Here is a 22183-nt window from a genome sequence, read left to right as displayed (position 1 = left end):
TACCCAAAGGGCTCATCAGCGGCGACTATTAAACCAGGTCAGACGGTTATTCATGGTTTTCAACTATCTGGCTATATAAAGGGCGCTTGCAAACAAGGCAGGTTCTAATCTCATGTTGAAGCATTACAACGGCGCATTCCTCATGAATCACGTGGGAGCAGCAGAGCAATATCCTGCAACCGCAGAAAGTGTCTTCCAGGCAGATAAAGCACTCATCGGAGCCAGCGTTTTCAAGGCATTTGTGATTACCCTTCAGGTTTATAGTCAGACAGGCACCGCAACCATCACAGTGAAAGGCTTTATCTGCGTATATTCGACAAATGCCGCATTTGTCGCAGTGAAAGGGGTTGTTGGCTGTTGAGGCGAAGTGTTTGCATTTTGCGCAGTAATATTGCGACATTTGCTTCTGGCATGCTGGGCATGTCTGAGAGTTTTCCGTAATATCTCCCTCATATCCACATAAAGAACACTTAAGCCGTATTGCATTCCACGCCTTCAGTTCAGCTTTACATAGAGATTGTTTGTTTTCGTTATGACATTTATGGCAAGGGAAATACCCTTCGCAGCAAGCAAAACCGACAGAGCAAAACCGTTGGTAATGGTTGCAGAATGGCGCTTTGCTTTCCTGCCGCGATGGTCCTTGTAAATGCTCATTCGACCCGCTTGCCTGCTCATCGCAGGTGCTCGATTGCTGGCAAGGAGCAGAATCCTCTGCGTGATTGCTCCGCATCGCCAGGCTGGCCGCTGCCATTTGTCGAGGTGCCGGATGGGGCATATCGATTACCGATTGTTGACTATGCTCATCCTTCGCTATTTGAAGTCGTTCTTCCAAGCGTTCGTTGTCAGCTTGCAAACAGTTCACGCGACTCCGTAAATCATGATTCTCTGATCTTAACCCTTGAAACTTTGTAGTTAACTCTTCAATCTGTTGCTTTTCTGTCTGCTGTCTTTCAATCTGCTGTCTTTCAATTTGTTGTATCAGTTGTCTTCTTTTCTCTCTTTTTTTCTCAGAGATTTTTTTTAGCGCATAGACTTTTTCAAGACTGAGGTGCTCATTTACAGCACGTCCTGTCCGCCGCCTTTCTATCATTTGTCTTTCAATTTTTTGTAACTGTTGTCTTTTTTTCTCTTCTTTTTGCTGAGCGATTCTTTTCAGTGCATTTACTGTTTCATGGCTGAGATGCCCATTTACAGCACGTTCTAACTTCCCCAAATCGTGATTCAAATGTTGAGGTTCATGGTTGTCGGGGCTGCTGCCAGCATTACATGAACTTCCCGGAGTTATCACTGAGGCATCTGAAGGCAGTCCGTGGATCTGTCTTGTTTGAACAGACAAAGATGGTTGGGAATAAGGTTGGTCAACGAGAAGTGAATGATCTGGAGCAGGCACCTGAGTTAACAGTTTATTTACGAAATGTTTTAATTCATGAAAAGATGGGTGTTGGTGAAATTGTATAAAGGTATCCAGGAAACAGGTAGGAAATGTCAATGATTGTTCATTAATCATAACATCATGCCTTGTCGCTAAATCTGATATTTCCCCCAAAAGATTACGAATAAGTTCAAGTGGGTTTGAATAGATCAGGAACAAATGAGCGAAGAACTCAGTAAAGCAACATTTTTCAAATTGTCCTATGGGTGGCTGTTGGTCATATTGATTGGCCCCATGGATTATGTCCAGAAGAATTTTATACAAAATCCTCAGGTTGTTGTCAGCTTGGGGCAGTACCCGATCGGGTGGCATCGGTTGGAGTGACAGCATGTCAAGGTCATTCAAAGTCCGTGTTTTATCGCTTGTGGCTTCTATCAGCTGCTCGATAAACCGGTTACGTGATGAATTCTCTTTGAAAGAACGCTGCAGTTGCAACACCGCCTCAATAGGAGTGACAGGATTACCCCTGCTGTTCGTGCCCACTGTTTCCAGAACCTGCAAACGCTGAGGCATGTCTAGCTCATCCAGTATTTGCCTCAGCTTAAAAACGGCTCTGGATGAACCGCTTTCAATGGTGGCAATAAGCTGGTTCGCAAGTTCCAGAAGGTCTTGAGTCGACGCATTTTTTTCACTCTCCTCTCCATTATCTCCATTGTCGTCTTTTCTGTTATTCCCATCTCCAGTGCCATCGTTGTGTTCTCCCGGTGATCTGCTCTCCTGATCTTCAGGTTTATCTCTTTGCTCTTTTTGATGATCGTTATTTTCGTCCTTTGGTTCTTTGTCTGGTACCCTGCCAGAAGGTTCTCCATCCCCGATACCTGTCTTTAATCGACCCCCATGATGTGTCTTCAAAGCTGTACGTTCAAGAAACAGTTTTAAACAGCCAAGCTGCCATTGAAGGTTTTCGCTGGCTGGGCAAGAAGTGGCGGCACGCTGGAAGAGGGAGTTCCAGAAATCAGCATCGGTCAGTTGCTCAATATTCAGGAAATCAAGCCAACCAACGGGTATAACGGCTTCACCGGATGAGCCATCGGCGTTAACGCGTGTCATTTTTAAACGCGCCGGGGACAGCTGTTCCTCAAACGAGGTAGAGTCCTTTCCTATGGACATCAGCCATGAGACGACGGGTTTCAGAACAATCAGGTCGATTTCGAATAATCCCGATAGCCCGCCACCTCTTCCTCCCCGGGGGGGAGGGTGAGATGAGTAGAAGAAGCCGCCGTTGCCGCTTCCGGGAAAATCGGCGTTGGTAGCGAGCTTGTCTCCTGTCAATGTCAGTGTATTATTCCGGGTTTGCCGGGTTTCCAGCCGATTGCCCGTCATTTTGTCGGAGTAGGCCAGAAGAGTGAGTGGAGTAGTATGAATTTTGCTGTTCAGGAGTTGATGGGTGGTTAGGGAAGCCAGTTCCGGTCTGTCCGCCGTCATGGATTTCAAGCGAGCAAGTGTGCCATTTTTAGAGCTTTTTTGGAAAGCGGGGGGTTGTGTTCTGTTCACTATCACTAGTTGATAGCAGTAGTCGCTCAGGTTATTCGTGACTAATATTGCGATACTGTTCGAGTCTGCTGACACCAAAGGCGCCTTAAAGCAGAGGATGTTGTTTTGGTCATTGAAACCTTCCGGAAGCAGCAAGCTCACTTGCCACTGACTCACACCCCGGGGATCTGTGCCATCATTGATTTCAACCTGAACCATTTGGCCATCGGGACTATGCCGTTCAATGAAGGTTGAGGGGTAACATAGTGGCACAATCGCCGTTGCTAGCAGAGAAACAACAAATGCTGTGAATAAGCGGTAAAAATGCATTTAAATCTCGCTAAATCACTCTTGCCAATATTATTAACAAGGGGCTATTTGTCCAACAGAAAAGCGCCAGAACAATCTGTGCTGACTTTCTGCCCTGGAAAAGTAAAGGAACATCATTGGGCATTCTTGTTATTCGCAATAGAAACACAGGATAGCCAAGAATTTCTGAATTGCTATATGGGTCACTTTCTCTTTGCCACAGTAAATGAGATGAAACTGGCAGTGTTTGGTTTTTACATAGCTGGGTGGTATTGATAAATTGGGATAGAACACTTTCAGTGGTTAAACAACAATAGTCAGGCTCAATGACCAGTCTGATGGAGGCGGATGGTGATACCAGTCAAAAGAATTAACCATGTGGGCATACGGGTAAGCAATCTTCAGACGACCAGGGATTTTTATGAACAGCTCGGTTTTCGGTTTCTGGCTGGCCCGGTGGGGCCAGAGCCGGTTGCCATTATGGAGCACCCTTGCGGCGTCAACCTTAACTTTATTCTGAACGCAACGGTTCAGCCTGGGGAGAATATCCTGATGGACGTTGACCAGAAACACCCGGGCTATACCCATATGGCTCTTGAAGTGGATGATATCATCGAGGTTCAGGGGCGGTTACAAGCACTCGGGATTGCCATCACAGAAGGTCCCATTTCAACAGAGGGTGGTTCAATATTGTTGTTTATCCGTGACCCTGATCGAAATGTGATTGAGTTTCATCAGTCGGCGGGTAGAAGATGAGTCAGTGTACCTCTGCCTTTTAATCAGGGGAGGACTCTGAGATCGATAAGCTCGTAACACTCTTACTGACAGAATTTATTACGGCATCCAATACAGATGCACTTGCAGTCAGAAGCTGACACAGTTAGTGGGTATAGTTACCGGAAAAAAAACCGATCAGGGCTTTTGCAGAGAAGAAGATGATGCATTCTGCAATCGATAGCGTCACTCAGTGACAGCAAGCAATGAATTATTGCTTCGTAGTTCAGTGATTTTCACCGAATGGTCGCTGGAGGCGGTCACCACCTGGCGACCGTCGGCACTGAAGGTGGCAGAGTAGATCCTGCCATTATGGGAAACGCTGGCTTTTTCTAACCATGACCCATCGGGCTCCTGGCCAATGATTTTCGCCGTTCCGTCTCTACTGGTAGTCACCAGATGGCGGCCATCAGGGCTGAAAGTGGCTGATAAGACCCCGAACCCATACTGATGGAAAAAGATGGCTTTTGGTTGCCATGATCCATCGGCTTTATGAGCATAGATTTTTACCGTGTCATCGTCACTGGCAGTCATCAGATAGCAGCCATCGGGACTGAAGGTGGCTGAGTTGACACAGTCATTATGGTGAATGGTGTCTTCTGGTTCCCATGAACCATCGTTATAGCCATAGATTTTCGCCGTTTTATCATCACTGGCGGTCACCACATACTGGCCATCGAGGCTAAAGGTGGCTGAGTTGACCCATTTTTTGTGGTTAATGATAGCTTCTACTTTCCAGGATCCATCGGCCTCCTGCCTATGGATTTTTGCCGTTTTGTCGCGACTGGAGGTTACTACATAACGGCCACCGGTGCTGAAGGTAGCTGATCGGATGTGATGATTATGGAAAAGGGTGGCTGTTAATTCCCATGATCCATCGGTCTTTTGGCTGTGGATTTGCGCCGTTTCATCGCAACTGGCGGTGACTACATGGCGGCCATCGCTACTGAAATTGGCTGATTCGACAATATTATTATGGAAAAGGGTGGCTGTTAATTCCCATGATCCATCGGTCTTCTGGCGCAGGATCTTGGCCGTCCCATCCAAACTGGCGGTCACCACCTGATGGCCATCGGGGCTGAAAGTGGCTGACTTGACCCAGAAGTCATGAGGAATGGTAGCTTTTATTTTCCATGATCCATCCGCTTTATGAACGTAGATTTTCGCCGTGCCATCGTCACAGGCGGTGACCAGGTGGCGGCCATTAATACTGACGCTGGCTGAGTTTACGCAGTCCTTTTCGTGAATCGTTGCTGTTGTAGCTAATTTGAATGTTTTACATTCAGACATCAGTTTTGTCGTAGTGAAAAAAAACAGGGCAGGTACATTAACCCTCTCCGGATTGCGGTCTGTGAGTGATTTCACTAACGCCTGATCATTTGTGAAGGACTCTAACCAATCATTGAGTTGATCATAATTTTTGCTGTTGATAGCTGTCCTTAGTTGATGCTGGTGTGATGAAGGAAACCGGCGATACCACGCTTTTGCCAGAGTATTATCTTGTTTGATACCATCGCGAAGTTGGGTACACACCCTTTCTAAACTGACAATATCCCGAAGTTGCAAACGGCTGCAAATCATGGGGCTTAATAGAACAGAAAAATACTGAAATAAAGGTCTATCCTTTTCCTTCATGTTAGCTACAGCAACCGATCTACCTGCACTGACACATGATGACGAACGTTCCAATTGAGCTCTCATGGGTCGCGGCGGGTTTGACTCAGCAATGCAGGTATTGCTCTCTATTCCATGCACTTCTGATTCCTCCAAAAGTAGGTATTTATCTCCGATCAGCAAGGGCAGTCAATGTTGATACCGGAAAGTTGGAGTCAATTTTAGAATGAAAGTTCATAAAATGTTGTTAGGGGCAACAAGCAGAATTTCTGTCTTTCAGCGCACACAAGATGGCGTCACTCAGTGATAGCATGCAATGAATTATTGCTCCGCAGTTCAGTGATTTTCACCGACTGGTCGCCGGAGGCGGTTACCACATAGCGACCATCGGCGCTGAAGGTGGCTGAGTAGATCCAGCCATTATGAGAAATGCTGGCTTTTTCTGACCATGAGCCACTGGTCGCCTGACCGATGAATTTCGCTGCTCTGTCGTCGCAGGCAGTCACCAGATGGTGGCCACCAGGGCTGAAGCTGGATTGGCATGATTCATATCTGTTAAACATCTGGCCAGCTGTCAGGTACCTAAAGAAACTGACAGGTTATAGATTGAACAATATCGCCAGAATGCTCACGACGCCCAAGGCAGTGGGCACGACGGTTGCCTCCGCTGATGAAGTGGATCTCCTGCTATTAACGGGGGAGGGGCCGGTAATGTAAGTCTTTCGGGTACTGGAATCAGAAATCGTATCGGCTACCCGACAGATTTTTGAGCCGAAGAGCAAGTGACCTTCAATGTTGACCAGTCCACTTAAAGCCGTGTCTGTGGAATCATTGATGGACGTCCAGGTATTCTCGATCTGACAGATTTTCGGTGGCGTGTGTGTTGGCGTAACGGTTGGACTCATCAATTTTTGGCACTCATCGACCAGTTCCAATGGGTCAACGGCCTTCAGGCTGAATGGTGCCAGCACCTGTCGCCATGGATGAGTTGCCTGCAGGTGGTTACAGGCGAGAGCCAGTTCAACCTGTGCAAAGATGGTTATAGCGATCCCCGTTACCTGGATCTGATTGCCTGCCATATTAAAGCGAGGGCTCTCTGAATCGGTATCTGTGTGACCTATAAGCGCGAAACCTCCTTTTCTTGCAGTAATAGATTCACGACGTGTATTACCGTGATTGGAAATGTTGATGAAGTTTCTGAAGATATCCATTTGAGTCCCGGGTCCAAGAACAAGCTCGCCTGCTTCTGCCATGTTGCCCCGGAATGTGTTTCCAATAACAGCGATCCTTTTTGACTGGTTCCTGATGGCAGGAAGATTAATAAATAGCCCATCCTCGGGAATAAAGCTTTGGATTATATTTTTGAAATGTTTACCTATGAGCGTGTTATTGACGAACCGCAAGCCAGGGCCCGGGCGCATATCATTGGCAGCTGCATCCAGAGGTTCCCTGCATTCAACATCGACTGCGGCCCCGTAAAGAGCAAGATGAAATACGTTGTTTTCCAGATTCAGTCTCCGGTTATAGCACTGCGCTAAAACAACGGAGTCAATAGGGTTATGGATCGAATGTTGAGTTGGCTGAAAAGTAACGTGCGCTACGTGACTATCTCTTGTTTCTGAAAACCGGAAGTTTTCAGCGGTGCCAACCCTGATCATATGTTTGTCTGTAAAACCTGACTTAAGCATGATGACGATTTCCTCGCCATCATCAGCAGCTCCAAGAATGTCCTGTCCATCCTTCAACAGAATTTCATTGTGAATATAGTAATTAACAGCGGTTATACCCGTCTTGGGAGTATCAGGTAAAGAAGGCGTTGTTACTGCCGGGACATCGGATGAGAGCAGTATAACGGTGTTTTCTGGAATCCGTTTTATCTGTTCACTTAAATCTTTTGCAGGATCGGCGTTGAGAACAATGCACTGTCGTCCGGAAACAAGGTTTTTATATTGGCTTAGTCGTTGCTTAACCCCCGTCGTATGCTCTGGAAGAGCGTCACACGACACTGTTTTAAGAGGAGCCAGAGATGGAGGTTCGGTTGAAGATGGGCTCGTCGCCCCTGCTTCCGGGCTCAGGGTTTGTAACAGGAAGACAGTAACGATTAGTTGAGTCAAGTAATGCCGACAATTCATCATGTGTAAGAATCCCCGGAAACGGGGAAAGACTCCTATGGGGTTATAGATTGAACAATAGAGCCAGAAAGGCCATGACTCCCAAAGCACCCATCACATTTCTGGTACTCGATGATGCCGTGGGGACTGTGCCAGTATAGAGAGCTTTTTTGGCACTGGCAGAAAAGGGTTGAGTTACTGTCTGGCAGTTTTCCGTGCCAAAGAAGAACAGTCCCTCGAGGTTGATTAAACCCCTGCAGGTGATTACATGCCAGAACCAGTTCAAGCTGCCCGCTGATAGAGATAGCTGGTTATCAGATGCTTTCCATCGTCAGTGAGAGCGGCTCAGTTGACTGAATGACGCCAGTAAGGCTTCAAGTACAAACAGAATGGCGTCACTCAGTGACAGCAGACAATGAATGATTGCTTCGTAGTTCAGTGATTTTCACTGTGCAGTCGTTACTGGCAGTGACTACACGGCTGGCATCGGCGCTGAAGCTGGCTGACAAGACCCAGCCATTATGGGATATACTGGCTTTTTCTACCCATGACCCATCGTCCTGTTGACCAATGATTTTTGCTGTTCCGTCCTTGCTGGCAGTCACTATATGGCGACCATCAGGGCTGAAGGTGGCTGATAAGACTCCGTCTTTATGGACAATGTCGCCTTCCAGTTCCCACGTCCCATTGGCTTTCTGGCCATAGATTTTTACTACGCCATCCTCGCCGGCCGTCACCACATAGCGTCCATCGGGGCTAAAGTTGGCTGAGTTAACATAGTCAATATGGCGAATGGTTTTTTTTGGTTCCCATGATCCATCGGCCTTTTGTTCATAGATTTTCGCCGTGTCATCCTTTCTGGAAGTCACCGCATGGCGGCCACTGGGGCTGAAGGTGGCTGATATGACCCATCTATGACGCTCAATGCTGGCTATTTCTTTACAGGATCTACCGTAATTGGGGTCACAGATTTCTGCCATTTTATCTTCACTGCCGGTCAGTATATTGTGAGCAATGGGGTTGAAGGTGGCTAATTTGATCGGACCATTTTGAGGGATAGTGGCTTTAATTTCCCATGATCCATTGTCCCTGAGACTGTAAATTTTTGCCGTTTTATCCTCACTGGCGGTCACCAAATAGCGACTATCGGCACTGAAGGTGGCTGAGTAGACACAGTCGGTATGGGAAATGCTGCCTACCGGTTTCCAGGACTCATCGGCCTTATAGCCATAGATGATCACCGTGCCATCCTGACTGGCGGACGCCACATAGCGGCAATTGGGGCTAAAGGTGGCTGAATTGACCGAGCTGGTATGGGAAATGATGGCTATGACTTCCCATGATCCGGCAGCCTTATGAACGTAGATCTTTGTCGTGCCATCGACACTGGCGGTGATCAGATGGCGGCCATCAGCACTGAGGCTGGCTGAGTTTACGTAGTTCTTTTCGTGAATCGTTTCTGTTGTAACTGATGAAAATCTTTCACATTGAGACATCAGCTTAGTCTTGGTGAAAAAAAACAGGGCAGGTACATAAACCCTCTCCAGTTTGAGGTCTGTGAGTGAATTCACTAACGCCCCATCATTCGTAAACGACTCAAACCAATCACGGAGTTGAACATCATTTTTTGAATTGATGGCTGTCCTTAGTTGATACTGGAGTGGTGAAGGAAACCGGCGATACCAGGCTTTTGCCACAGCATTATCTTGATGAATACCATCGCGAAGTCGGGTGCATACCCGTTCTAATCTGACAATATCCCGAAGTTGCAAACGGCTGAAAATCAGGGAACTTGATAAAATAAAAAAATACTGAAATGGAGGTCTATCCTTTTCTTCTTTGTCAGCAACAGCAACAGCAACGGATCTACCCGCACTGAAACAAGATGATGCACTCCCCGTTTTTGTTCGCTTGGGCGGTGGCGTGTTTGATTCTGCAATGCTGGTGTTATTATCTATGCCATGCATCCCTGATTCCTCCAAAGTAGGTATTTATCTTCGATCAGCAAGGACAGTGAATGTTGATGCTGTTTGATTAGATTCAGTTCCAGGACGAAAGTTCGTAACAAGTTGTTTAGGACAACTAACAGAGTGTCTGTCTTTCAGGGCGTGCAAAATGTCGTCACTCAGTGACAGCGAGCAATGAATTATGGCTCCGTAGTTCAGTGATTGTCACCGAATAAGACCCGCCGTTGGAGACGGTTATCACATAGCGACTATCGGCGCTGAAGGTGGCTGAGTCGAGGTATGTCTTGTGGATAATGCTGGCTTTTTCTAACCATGCCCCATCGGCCTGCTGACCAATGATTTTCGCTGTTTTGTCATTGCTGGCAGTCACCACATGACGGCCATCAGGGCTGAAAGCGGCTGATAAGACTTCGTATTTGTGAACAATGCAAGCTTTTGGTTCCCATGATCCATCGGCCTTCCGGCCATAGATTTTTACTGTTTTGTCGTCACTGGCAGTCACCACATAGCGGCCATCGGGGCTAAAGTTGGCTGAGTTGACAAAGTCAGAATGGTGAATGGTGTCTTGTAGTTCCCATGATCCATCGGTCTGGCGGTAGATTGTCGCCGTATTATCCTTGCAACCGATGATTACATGGCGGCCATCGGGGCTGAAGGCGACTGATTGGACGCTGCGCTCATGGTCAATATTGGCTTTTTCTAACCATGATCCATCGACCTCCTTGCTATGGATTTTTGTCTTACCCTTACCGCCGGTTATTACATAAAGGCCATCGGAGCTGAAATTGGCTAATTTGATCGGACTGTTCTGGAGGATAGTGGCTTCACTTTCCCATGATCCATCGTCCTTGAGGCCGTAGATTTTTGCCGTTTCATCTATACTGGCGGTCACCACGCGGCGGCCATCGGGGCTGAATGTGGCTGAGTAAACACGATCAGTATGGGAAATGCTGACTAATGGTTCCGGAAACCCATCGTCCGTAAGGCGATAGATTTTCGCCGTGCCATCGTTACTGGCAGTCACCACATGGTGTCCGTCGGGGCTGAGGGCGGCTGAATTGACCCGGGGAATGATAACTATTACTTCCCATATTCCAGCGCCCTTGTGAAGGTAGATTTTTGCGGTGTCATCGCAACTGGCAGTGACCAGATAGCGACCATCGACACTGAAGCGGGCTGATTTTACGGGTATTTTTTCGTCAATAGTTGCTGTTTTCACTAATTTAAATGTTTTACATTCAGACATCAGCTTGGTCTTGGTGAAAAAAAACAGGGCAGGTACATAAACCCTCTCCGGTTTGCGATCTGCGAGTGAGTTCACTAACGCCTGATCATTCGTGAAAGACTTTAACCAATCACGGAGTTGATCAGCATTTTTTGTATTAATGGCTGTCCTCAGTTGATACTGATGTGGCGAGGGAAACCGGCGATACCATGCTTTTGCCAGAGCATTATCCTGATGGATACCATTGCGAAGGCGGGTACACACCCGTTCTAAACTGACAATGTCCCGAAGTCGCAAACGGCTGAAAATCATGGAACTGGATAAAACAGTAAAATACTGAAATGAAGGTCTATCCTTTTCTTCCTGATCAGTAACAGCGACGGATCTACCCGCACTGATACAAGATGATGTTCGCTCCAATTGAACTTGTCTGATGGGTGAGTCTGGTTTTGCAATGCGGGTGTTATTATCTACTCCGTGCATCCCTGAATTCTCCAAAGTGGTATTCATCTTCCATCAGCAAGGACAATCAATACTGATGCTGTGGGCTTGGAGTCAGTTTTAAAATGAAAGTTCAAAAAATGTTGTTAAGGGCAACTAACAGTGTTCCTGTCTTTCAGCGCATACAAAGTAGCGTCACGCAGTCACAGCAATCAATGATTCCCTCGTAGTTCAGTGATTTCTACTACGTCGCTGGCACTGACAGTGAGCACATGGCTGCCATCGGCGCTAAAGGTGGCTGAGTTGAACCAGATCCTCTGAGAAATGCTGGCTTTTTCTGACCATGAGCCATTGGTCGCCTGACCGATGAGTTTTGCGGTTCCGTCCATGCTGGCAGTCACCAGATGGCGGCCATCAGGGCTGAAGGTCGCTGACTTAATATGTTGCTCATGTTTAAAGATGGCTTTTTTTTTCCATGAGTCATTGGTTTTCGGGCCATAGATTATTACCGTCTGATACTGGACGGTCACAAGGTGCTGGTCGTCCGGGCTGAATCTGGCTGAGTAAACTGCACCTTTGTGAGGAATGATGGTTTTTTGTTGCCATGATCCATCGGCTTCCTTGCCATAGATTTTCACCATGAAATCGCAACCAGCGGTCACAACACGATCACTATTGTGGCTAAAGTTGGCCGATAAGACACTATTGTCATGGGGAATGGTACCTTTTTCTTCCCATGCTCCATCGGTCTGCTGACTGTAGATTTTCGCCGTATCCTTCTCAGTGATGGTTACCAGATGGCAGCCATCGACGCTAAAGGTGGCTGATTTGACAAAATCCTCATGGGAAAGAATGGCCGTTAATTGCCACGATCCATCGTCCTTCTTGCTATGGATTTGAACCGTTTTGTCTTCACTGGCGGTGACTACATGGCGACTATCGGCACTAAAGGTGGCTGAGCTGACAGTGCCCCTATGGGAAATGATGACTTTTTGTTCCCATGATTCATCTCCCCCCAAACCATATAGTTTTGCTGTGTTATCCCAACTGGCAGTCACCACATGATGGCTATCGGGGCTGAAAACTGCTGAGTTGACAAAACGTTCATGGGAAATGTTGGTTTTTTTTACCCATGATCCATCAGTCCTGTGGCCGTAGATATTCACTGTGCCGTCTTGTTTGTTTCTGGTTATCAGATGCTTTCCATCTGCACTGAGGTCGGCTGAGTCGACTGGAGGACGTTCTTTAATGATGTGTTTTGTTACTAATTCAAAAGTCTTGCATTCAGACATCAGCGCAGTCTTGGTGAAATGCAACAGGGCAGGGAAATAAACACTCTCCTTTTTGCAATCTTTGAACGACGCCAGTAGCGCTTCATCCTTGGTAAATGACTTCAACCAATCACGGAGTTGATCCTCATTTATTGTCGTGATAGACATCTTTAGTTGAGTCTGATGTGGTGAAGAAAACCTGCGATACCACGCTTTTGCCAGAGCGTTATCCTCTTTAACAGCCCTGCGAAGGGAGGTACATACCCGTTCCAAACTGCGAATATCCCGGAGCCCCAGATAGCGAAAAATCCTGTAAAAACATAATAAGGATAAATTTCGCAATGAAGCTTTTACCTCATCCGGAACAGCGACGGATCGACCGGCACTGACACAAGATGATGCAGTCTCCGGTTGAGCTTGCTTGATGGGTAGAGTGTCTGATTGTGCAATGCGGGAGTTATTATCTATTCCATGCATCCCTGAATGCTCCAAAGCGGTTATTTATCTTCGATCAGTGAGGACAGTCAATGTCGATACCGCAGAGTTAGAGTCGGTTTTTGAATGAAAGTTCAAAAAATGTTGTTAAGGGCAATAAACAGAACTTCTGTCTTTTAGCGTACTCAAAATGGCATTACTCAGTGACAGCAAGCAACGAATTATTGCTTCGCAGTTCAGTGATGTGGACCGAATGGCCGTTGCAGGTGGTTATCACATAGCGACTATCGGCGCTGAACTTGGCCGATCTGACCCAGCCATTATGGGAAATGCTGGCTTTTTCTGACCATTTCCCACCGGCCCCCAGGCCAATGATTTTCGCTGTTCCGTCTGTGCTGGCAGTCACCACATGGCGGCCATCAGGACTGAAAGTGGCTGATAAGACTCCGCCTTTATGTACAATGTCTGCTTCTTCTCGTTCCCAAGATCCATTGGCTTTCTGGCGACAGATTCTTACCGTGCCATCGTCGCTGGCCGTCACTACATAGCTGCCATCGGGGCTAAAGTTGGCTGAGTTAACATAGCCGCTATGGCGAATGATGTCTTTTGGTTCCCATGAACCATAGGCCTTTTGGACATAGATTTTCGCCGTTTTATCCATACTGGCAGTCACCACATGACGGCCATCGGGGCTGAAAGTCGCTGATCTTACCCAGTTAGTATGCTCGATGCTGGCTATATCAAACCATGATCCGTCGTCCTTGAAGCCAAAGATTTCCGCCGTACTATATTCACTGTTGGTCACTATATTGCGAGCATCGGGGGTGAAGGTGGCAAAACTGATATAACCTTGTTGGGGGATAGTGGTTCTACTTTCCCATGATCCATCGTCCTTGAGCACATAGATTTTTACCGTTCGATCGTTGCTGGCGGTCACCACATGGCGGCTATCGGCGCTGAAGGTGGCTGATTCGACCCGGTTATTATGGGAAATACTGCCTACTGGTTCCCAGGCCCCTTCGGCCTTGTGGCCGTGGATTATCGCAGTGCCATCGTTACTGGCAGTCACCAGATGGCTGCCATCGGGGCTGAAGTTGGCTGAATTGACCCTTTTGGTATGGTGAATGGTCTCTATTAATTCCCATGATCCAGCGGACGTTTTAAGGTAGATTTTTGCCGTGCTATCGTCACTGGAAGTGACCAGATGGCGGCCATCGACACTGAGGCTGGCTGAGGTTACGTAGTCATTTTCGTCAATAGTTGTTGTAACTAATTCAAATGTTTTACATTCAGACATCAGCTTGGCCTTGGTGAAAAATAACAGGGCTGGCATATGAACCCTGTCCGTTTTGCGATCTGTGAATGAGTCCACTAACGCCTGATCGTTTGTGAACGACTTGAGCCAATCACTGAGTTGATCATGATTTTTTGTATCGATGGATGTCCTTAGTTGATACTGCTGTGGTGAAGGAAACCGGCGATACCACGCTTTTGCCAGAGCATTATCCTGATGAATACCATTGCGAAGGCGGGTACATACCCGTTTTAAACTGACAATATCCCGCAGTCGCAAACGTCTGAAAATCACGGAACTGGATAAAATAGGAAAATACTTAAATGAAGGTCTGTCTTTTTTCTTCTTGTCGGCAACCGCGACGGATCTACCCGCACTGACACAGGACAATGCACGCTCCAATTCAGCTTGCGTGATGGCTGGCGAGTTTGGTTTTGCGATGCTGTTGTTAGTCTCTATTCCATACATTCCTGAATTCTCCGGAGTGGGTATTTATCTTCGATCAATAAGGACAGTCAATGTCGATACCACAAAGTTGGAGTCAGTTTTAGAATGAAAGTTCGTAACATGTTGTTAAGGAAAACTAACAGAGTTTCTGTCTTTCGGCGCACTCAAAATGGCGTCAGGCAATCACAGCAATCAATTATTCCCCCGTAGTTCAGTGATTTTTACCACGCCGTCAGCACTGGCGGTGAGCACATGGCTGCCATCGGCGCTAAAGGTGGCTGATAAGACCCAGATCCTGTGGGAAATACTGGCTTTTTCTAACCATGAGCCATTGGGTGTCAGACCGATGATTTTTGCTGTTCCGTCGTCGCAGGCAGTCACCAGATGGCGGCCATCTGGGCTGAAATTCGCTGAGTTGACATGTTCCTTATGTTGAAAGATGGCTTCTTTTTCCCATGAGTCATTGGTTTTCTGGCCATAGATTATTACCGTGCCATTTTTACTGACTGTCACAAGGTGCTGGTCGTCTGGGCTAAAGATGGCTGAGTCAACGGCAACCTTGTGAGGAATGATGGTTTTTTGTTTCCATGATCCATCGGCTTCCTTGCCATAGATTTTCACCATGAAATCCCAACTGGCAGTCACAACACGATGACTATTGGGGCTAAAGTTGGCCGATAAAACAATATTGTTATGGCAAATGGTGTCTTTTTCTTCCCATGAACCATCGGTCTGATGACTAAAGATTTTCGCCGTTTTATTGCCAGTGATGGTTACCACATGGCAGCCATCGTCGCTGAAGGTGGCTGATTTGACAGAATCCCTATGGGAAAGAATGGCCGTTAATTGCCATGATCCATCGTCCTTCAGGCTATGAATCTGTGCCTTTTTGTCTCTGGTGCCGGTCACCACATGGCGACTATCGGCACTGAAGTTGGCTGTACTTAGCGGTTCTCTGTCGGAAATGATGGCCTTTATCTGCCATGATCCATCGCGACTCAGGCCATATATGTACGCTATTTCATCCCAACTGGCGGTCACCACATGATGACTATCGGGGCTGAAAACTGCTGAGCTGAGATAACTTCCATGGGAAATGGTGATTTTTTTTACCCATGATCCATCAGTCCTGTGGCCGTAGATTTTCAATGTGTCTTGTCTGTTGGTGGTTATCAGATGCTTTCCATCGGCACTGAGGGCGGCTGAGTTCACTGGATGACGTTCTTTAATGATGGGCTTTGTCACTAATTCAAAAGTCTCACATTCAGACATCAGCCCTGTCTTGGTGAAATGCAACAGTGCAGGGAAATAAACACTCTCCTTTTTGCAATCTTTGAACGACGCCAGTAGCGTTTCATCCTTGGTAAATGAATTCAACCAATCACGGAGTTGATCCTCATTTTTTGCCGTGATGGACATCTTTAGTTGAGTCTGATGTGGTGAAGAAAACCTGCGATACCATGCTTTTGCCAGAGCGTTATCCTCTTTAACCGCCCTGTTAAGGAAGGTACATACCTGTTCCAAACTGCGAATATCCCGGAGCCCCAGATAGCGAAAAATCCTGGAAAAAGATAAAAAGGATAAATTTCGCAATGAAGCTTTTACCTTATCAGGAACAGCGACGGATCGACCGGCACTGACACAGGATGATGCAGTCTCCGGATGAGCTTGTCTGATGGGTAGAGTGTTTGATTGTGCAATGCAGGAGTTATTATCTATTCCATGCATCCCTGAATGCTCCAAAGTAGTTATTTATCTTCGATCAGTGAGGACAGTCAATGTCGATACCGAAGAGTTAGAGTCGGTTTTTGAATGAAAGTTCAAAAAATGTTGCTAAGGGCAACAAACAGAATTTCTGCCTTTTAGCGCACTCAAAATGGCATTACTCAGTGACAGCAAGTAATGAATGGTTGCTTCGTAGTTCAGTGATCTTCACCGATTTGTCGTTGGAGGCGGTTACCACATAACGACCATCGGCGCTGAAGGTGGCTGAGTAGATCCAGCCATTATGGGAAACACTGGCTTTTTCTGACCATGATCCATCGGCCATCTGACCAATGAGTTTCGCCGTTCCTTCACCGCTGGTTGTCACCAGGTGGCGGCCGTCAGGGCTGAAAGTGGCTGAGAAAGCCTCGAATCCGTACCTATGGAAAAAGATGGCTTTTTGTTTCCATGATCCATTGGCTTTCTTGTAAATTCTTACCGAACCATCCTTACTGGCAGTGGCCACATAGCGGCCATCGGGACTGAAGTTGGCTGAGTTGACACAGTGAGTATGGCTAAGGGTGTCTTCTGGTTCCCATGCCCCATCGTCCTTGTGGACATAGATTTTCGCAGTGTTGTCGTCACTTGCAGTCACCACACGACGGCTATCAGGACTGAAGCTGGCTGAGTTGACACAGTTTTTATGGAAAATGACAGCTGCTTTTTTCCACGATCCATCAGCCTCCAGGCTATGGATTTGCGCTGTGTGATCGGAACTGGCGGTAACTACATGGCGGCAATTGGTGCTGAAATTGGCTGAATTGACAATATGACTATGGAAAAGGATGGCTGTTAATTCCCATGATCCATCAGTCTTCTGACTATGGATTTGCGCCGTCTCATCCGCACTGGCGGTCACTACATGGAGGCCATCGGCGCTGAAGGTGGCTGATTCGACAATACCCTCATGAACAAGAGTAACTGTTAATTCCCATGATCCATCGGTATTCAGGCTATAGATTTTAGCCGTGTTATCCACACTGGCGGTCACCACCCGGCGGCCATCCGGACTGAAGGTGGCTGAGTTGACCCAGAAATGATGAGGAATGGTGGTTGTTATTTCCCATGATCCATCAGCCTTATGAACATAGATTATCGCTGAGCAATCGCCACCGGCGGTGACCAGATGGCGGCCATCGACACTCAGGTTGGCTGAGTTTACGAATTCCTTTTCGTTAATAGTTGTTGTATCTAATTCAAATGTTTTACATTCAGACATCAGCTTAGTCTTGGTGAAAAATAACAGGGCTGGCATATAAACCCTATCCGTTCTGCGATCTGTGAGTGACTTCACTAACACCTGATCGTTTGTGAACGACTCAAACCACTCGCGGAGTTGATCAACATTTTTTGTATTGATGGCTGTCCTTAGTTGATACTGGAGTGGTGAAGGAAACCGGCGATACCAGGCTTTTGCCAGAGCGTTATCGTGTTTGATACCATCGCGAAGGCGGGTGCATACCCGTTCCAGACTGGCAATATCCCGAAGTTGCAAACAGCTGTAAATCATGGAACTTGATAAAACAGCAAGATACTGAAATGAAGGTTTATCCTTTTCTTCCTTTTCAGCAAGAGCGACGGATCTGCCTGCACTGTGACAAGATGATGCGCTTTTCAATTTAGCTTGCTTGGACGATGGCGGGTCTGATTCTGCAATTGTGGTGTTACTGGCTATTCCATGCATCCCTGAATGCTCCAAAGTGGGTATTTATCTTCGATCAGTGAGGACAGTCAATGTCGATACCGCAGAGTTAGAGTCGGTTTTTGAATGAAAGTTCAAAAAATGTTGTTAAGGGCAACTGAGAGAGTGTTTGTTTTTCAGCGCACGCAAAATGTCATCACTCATTGACAGCAAGCAATGAATGATTGCTTTGTAGTTCAGTGATTCTTACTGTGCAGTCGGTACTGGCGGTGACTACACGGCTGCCATCGGCGCTAAAGGTGGCGGATAAGACCGAGCCCTTATGGTAAATGCTGGCTTTTTCTAACCATGCCCCATCGTCTTGCTGACCAATGATTTTTGCACTCCCGTCCTTGCTGGCAGTCACTACATGGTGGCCATCAGGGCTGAAAGTGGCTGAAAAGACCCCGTTTTTGTGGACAATGCAGGCTTCTGGTTCCCATGATCCATTGGCTTTCCGGCCATAGATTTTTACTGTGCCATCTTCACTGGCCGTTACCACATAGCGGCTATCAGGGCTGAAGGCAGCTGAGTTGACATAGTGATTATGGACAATGTTTGCTTCTGGCTCCCATGAGCCGCAGGCTTTCAGGCCATAGATATTTACCCTGCTATCGTTACTGGCGGTCACCATATGGCGGCCATCGGGGCTGAAGGTGGCTGAGTTGATACTTTTTTCGTTGGGAATGCTAACTTTTACTTTCCATAATCCATCGGACTCCTGACTATAGATTTCCACCGTGTTATCACAACCGACGGTGACTACAAGGCGGCAATCGCTGCTGAGGGAGGCTGATTGGAGGTAATGATTATGAAAAAGAGTCGCTGTTAATTCCCATGATCCACCGGCCTTCTGGCTGTGGATTTTCGCAGTCATATCAGTACTGGCGGTCACCAGATGGCGGCCATCGGCACTGAAGATGGCTGATCTGGTCCAGTCATCATCGGAAATGCTGTCGAATGTTTCCCAGGATCCATCCGTTTTATGGCTATGGATTTTGGCCGAATCATCCAAAGCGGTGGTCACCAGCTGCTGGCCATCGGGGCTGAAGGTGGCTGAGTTGACCCAAAAGCTATGGGGAATGGTCGCTTCCAGTTCCCATGATTCATCAACCCCATGAACGTAGATTTTCGCCGTTAAATCGTCACTGGCGGTGACCAGACGGCGGCCATCGGTACTGAGGCTGGCGGAGTTCACGACGTCTTTTTCGTAAATAGTTGCTGTTGTAACTAATTTAAATGTTTCACATCCAGACATCATCTTAGTCTTGGTAAATAAAAGCAGAGCAGGTACATAAGCCCTCTCCGTTTTTCGATCTTTGAGCGAATTGACTAACGCCTGATCATCCGTGAACGACCCTAACCAATCATGGAGTTGATCATTGTTTTTTCTATTGATGGCTGTCCTGAGTTGACACTGGTGTGGTGAAGGAAATCGGCGATACCATGCTTTTGCCAGGGCATTATCTTCTTTGACAGCGGCGTGAAGACAGGTACACACCTGTTCTAAGCTGCGAATATCCCGAAGTTTCAAATAGCGAAAAATAATGGAAAAGGATAGTGGGGTTAAATCCAGCAATGACGATGTTTCCTTTTTTTTCATGCCATTTACAGTGACGGTCCTACCCCTGGTTGCACCCATTGGTGTTTGCAATCGAGCTTGTTTGGGTGGTGGTGAGTCTGAACCTTCAATACGGTTGTTATTATTATCTATTCCATGCATCCCTGAATTCTCCAAAGTGGGTATTTATCTTCGATCAGCGAGGACAGTCAATGTTGATGCTGTGAAGTTGGAGTCAGTTTTGGAAGGGAAGTTCATAAAATGTTGTTAAGGGCAACTTACGATGTGTCTGTCTTTCAGTGCACTCATAATGGCGTCAGTCAGTGACAGCAAACAATGAATCATTCTTCCCTCCACAGTTCAGTGATTATTGCAGTGAAATCCTCACTGGTGGTGACCACAAAACGGCAATTGTCGCTGAAGGTAGTTGAGAGGATCGGAGCATCATGGTTAATAGTGCCTTCTTTTTGCCATGATTGATCAACCTTTTGGCCATAGACTTTCGCCTGGCCACCCGTATCAGTGATCACCACGAAACGAGTATTGGCGCTGAAGACAGCCGAGCTGACTGGATGATTGTGGAGGATGATGGCTTCTTCTTCCCATGAACCATCGTCTCTCTGGCCAAAGATTCTTGCCGTTTTATCGTCACTGGCGGTCACCACATGGCGGCTATCGGCGCTGAAGGTGATTTTGTTGATTGAACCATCGTGTTCAATGGTGACTTGTGCTTCCCATGATCCATCGTCTTTCTGACGGTAGATTGTCGCTGTGTGATCGTCACTGGCAGTCAACAAATGGCATCCATCAGGGCTGAACGTGGCTGAATTGATCCGGTCATCATGGGGGGGGATGGTTTTTTCTTCCCAGCATCCATTTTCCTGCTTGCTGGTGATTTTCACCAGATTGTCTTCACCGACAGTCACCACATGGCGGCTATCGTTGCTGAAGGTGGCTGAAATGATTGGACCTTCATGAACAATGGTGATTTCTTCTTCCCATGATCCTTTGGTCTTATGGCCATATATTTTTGCTGTTTTATCGTCACTGACGGTCAGCACATAGCGGCTATCGGCGCTGAAGATGGCTGAGGTGACCCAGTCTTTATGGGAAATGCTGGCTTCCAGTTCCCATGATCCATCGTTTTTTTGGCCATAGATTAGCGCCGTGTAATCCTCACTGGCGGTCACAACATAGCGACCATTAGCGCTGAAGGTGGCCGAGATGATCGGACCATTGTGGCGGATGGTGACTTCTTCTTCCCATGATTTATCGTCCTTTTTGCCATAGATTTTTGCCGTGTTATCCTCACTGGCGGTGACTACATGACTGCCATCGGTACTAAAGGTGGCTGAGTTGACAACGCCAGTATGCTCAATATTGGCTTCTGGTTCCCATGATCCATCGTCCTTATGGGTGAAGATATTTACCGTGTTATCGTTGCAGGCGGTCACTGCATGGCAGCCATTAGCGCTGAAGGTGGCTGAGTTGACGTAACCGCTATGGCGGATTTTGGCTTCTGGTTTCCATGATCCATCGTCCCGCTTGCCACTGATTTGCACCAGGTTATCTTCAGCGACAGTCAACACATGGCTGCTATTGGAACTGAAGATGGCTGAATTGACCCGATCGTCATGGGTAATGATGGCTTTTGTCACTGGATGAATAATTTTTCGCAAGATATTTATATACGGTGAATCATCAGGTGTCTGGCTATTGTGCCAGCATAGTTGGACAAAATGGTACAGGGCTTCATGACTTGTTTCTGCTTTATCCCATTCGTTAATGGCTCTATCTGCACTCACTAAAGAATGACAACCGTTGTATTGACTCAATAGCTTATCAAAGTCGTTAAGTTTTTTTCTTATGACACCTAACTCGCCTCGACATGTAGGACAAGTTTTAACTTTTCGGGCTGACAGACCGATTTGAAGCCACTTGTTTAAACAATGCTCGTGAAAAAGGTGTTCACAGGGCGTTTTCACTATGTTTGCCGTGTGTGGAAAGCTCTCATGACATACTGCGCAATTTTCATCAGGAATCTGTGTGTTTTCCACTTTAAATGCATTATCTCTGAAAGCACTGATATTCATTGCTGTCTTGCCAGACACAACGGCGGAACTACTATTGCTGACACAGGAGGGTGCCTTCTCCATTCGAGTTCGCTTAGGTGGTGGCGAGTATGAACCTTCGGTGCCGAAGTAATTATTGATTCTATCCATCCTTCGTTCTCCGAAAGTGAGTATTTATCCTCGATTAGCAAGTACATTCATAAAAGATACAGTAAGTTAGAATGGGTTATGGAACGAAAGTTCATAACTTGTTGTTAAGTGAAACTGACAAACTGTCCTGCTATCAAAGTGTCATTCAGCGCACGCAGAATC

General features: G+C 46.9%; 13 protein-coding genes. 1 reads left to right on the top strand and 12 read right to left on the bottom strand.

Translation table 11 applies throughout. The features are described from left to right. Nucleotides 1–46: 46 nt before the first annotated feature. Complete coding sequence (locus KBW69_RS00850) at nt 47–3235, bottom strand: CHY zinc finger protein (RefSeq protein WP_257279563.1); 3189 nt, start codon at nt 3233–3235, stop codon at nt 47–49. A 327-nt stretch (nt 3236–3562) separates the two neighbouring features. Here KBW69_RS00850 and KBW69_RS00845 point away from each other — a divergent pair, with 327 nt between their 5' ends. Beyond that, nucleotides 3563–3970, top strand: coding sequence for a VOC family protein (locus KBW69_RS00845; protein ID WP_257274179.1), 408 nt, complete (start codon nt 3563–3565; stop codon nt 3968–3970). Between the two features lie 204 nt (nt 3971–4174). Here KBW69_RS00845 and KBW69_RS00840 read toward each other — a convergent pair whose 3' ends face one another. The 11 genes from KBW69_RS00840 to KBW69_RS00790 all read right to left on the bottom strand — a co-directional run bounded on the left by KBW69_RS00840 (nt 4175) and on the right by KBW69_RS00790 (nt 22021). Further along, nucleotides 4175–5743, bottom strand: a complete 1569-nt coding sequence (locus KBW69_RS00840) for a WD40 repeat domain-containing protein (RefSeq protein WP_257279562.1) — start codon at nt 5741–5743, stop codon at nt 4175–4177. Nucleotides 5744–5898: 155 nt separating this feature from the next. After that, nucleotides 5899–6165, bottom strand: a complete 267-nt coding sequence (locus tag KBW69_RS00835) for a WD40 repeat domain-containing protein (protein WP_257274181.1) — start codon at nt 6163–6165, stop codon at nt 5899–5901. Nucleotides 6166–6201: 36 nt separating this feature from the next. Further along, nucleotides 6202–7737, bottom strand: a complete 1536-nt coding sequence (locus KBW69_RS00830) for a hypothetical protein (RefSeq protein ID WP_257279561.1) — start codon at nt 7735–7737, stop codon at nt 6202–6204. Nucleotides 7738–8108: 371 nt separating this feature from the next. Further along, a complete protein-coding gene (locus KBW69_RS00825; protein ID WP_257279560.1) occupies nt 8109–9680 on the bottom strand; it encodes an F-box/WD40 repeat-containing protein in 1572 nt (523 codons plus the stop codon). 154 nt (nt 9681–9834) lie between these two features. Further along, on the bottom strand, nt 9835–11388 hold the full coding sequence (locus KBW69_RS00820; protein WP_257279559.1) for an F-box/WD40 repeat-containing protein: 1554 nt from the start codon (nt 11386–11388) through the stop codon (nt 9835–9837). A gap of 170 nt (nt 11389–11558) precedes the next feature. After that, the gene (locus tag KBW69_RS00815; protein ID WP_257279558.1) at nt 11559–13094 is read right to left on the bottom strand and encodes an F-box/WD40 repeat-containing protein; all 1536 of its coding nucleotides are present in this window, start codon (nt 13092–13094) and stop codon (nt 11559–11561) included. Nucleotides 13095–13248: 154 nt separating this feature from the next. After that, nucleotides 13249–14814, bottom strand: coding sequence for a WD40 repeat domain-containing protein (locus KBW69_RS00810; protein WP_257279557.1), 1566 nt, complete (start codon nt 14812–14814; stop codon nt 13249–13251). 171 nt (nt 14815–14985) lie between these two features. Then, nucleotides 14986–16521 (bottom strand): F-box/WD40 repeat-containing protein, encoded by a 1536-nt coding sequence (locus tag KBW69_RS00805; protein ID WP_257279556.1) that lies wholly within the window; start codon nt 16519–16521, stop codon nt 14986–14988. Between the two features lie 154 nt (nt 16522–16675). Next, nucleotides 16676–18241 (bottom strand): WD40 repeat domain-containing protein, encoded by a 1566-nt coding sequence (locus KBW69_RS00800; protein ID WP_257279555.1) that lies wholly within the window; start codon nt 18239–18241, stop codon nt 16676–16678. A gap of 154 nt (nt 18242–18395) precedes the next feature. Next, nucleotides 18396–19961, bottom strand: a complete 1566-nt coding sequence (locus KBW69_RS00795) for an F-box/WD40 repeat-containing protein (protein WP_257279554.1) — start codon at nt 19959–19961, stop codon at nt 18396–18398. A gap of 179 nt (nt 19962–20140) precedes the next feature. Continuing rightward, a complete protein-coding gene (locus tag KBW69_RS00790) occupies nt 20141–22021 on the bottom strand; it encodes an RING finger domain-containing protein (RefSeq protein WP_257279553.1) in 1881 nt (626 codons plus the stop codon). Nucleotides 22022–22183: the final 162 nt, after the last annotated feature.

This window comes from Endozoicomonas sp. ISHI1, assembly GCF_024606225.1.
Classification (GTDB): domain Bacteria; phylum Pseudomonadota; class Gammaproteobacteria; order Pseudomonadales; family Endozoicomonadaceae; genus Endozoicomonas_A.
Note: the sequence above shows the minus strand (reverse complement) of the source record. Positions and strands in the feature narration are given on the sequence as shown.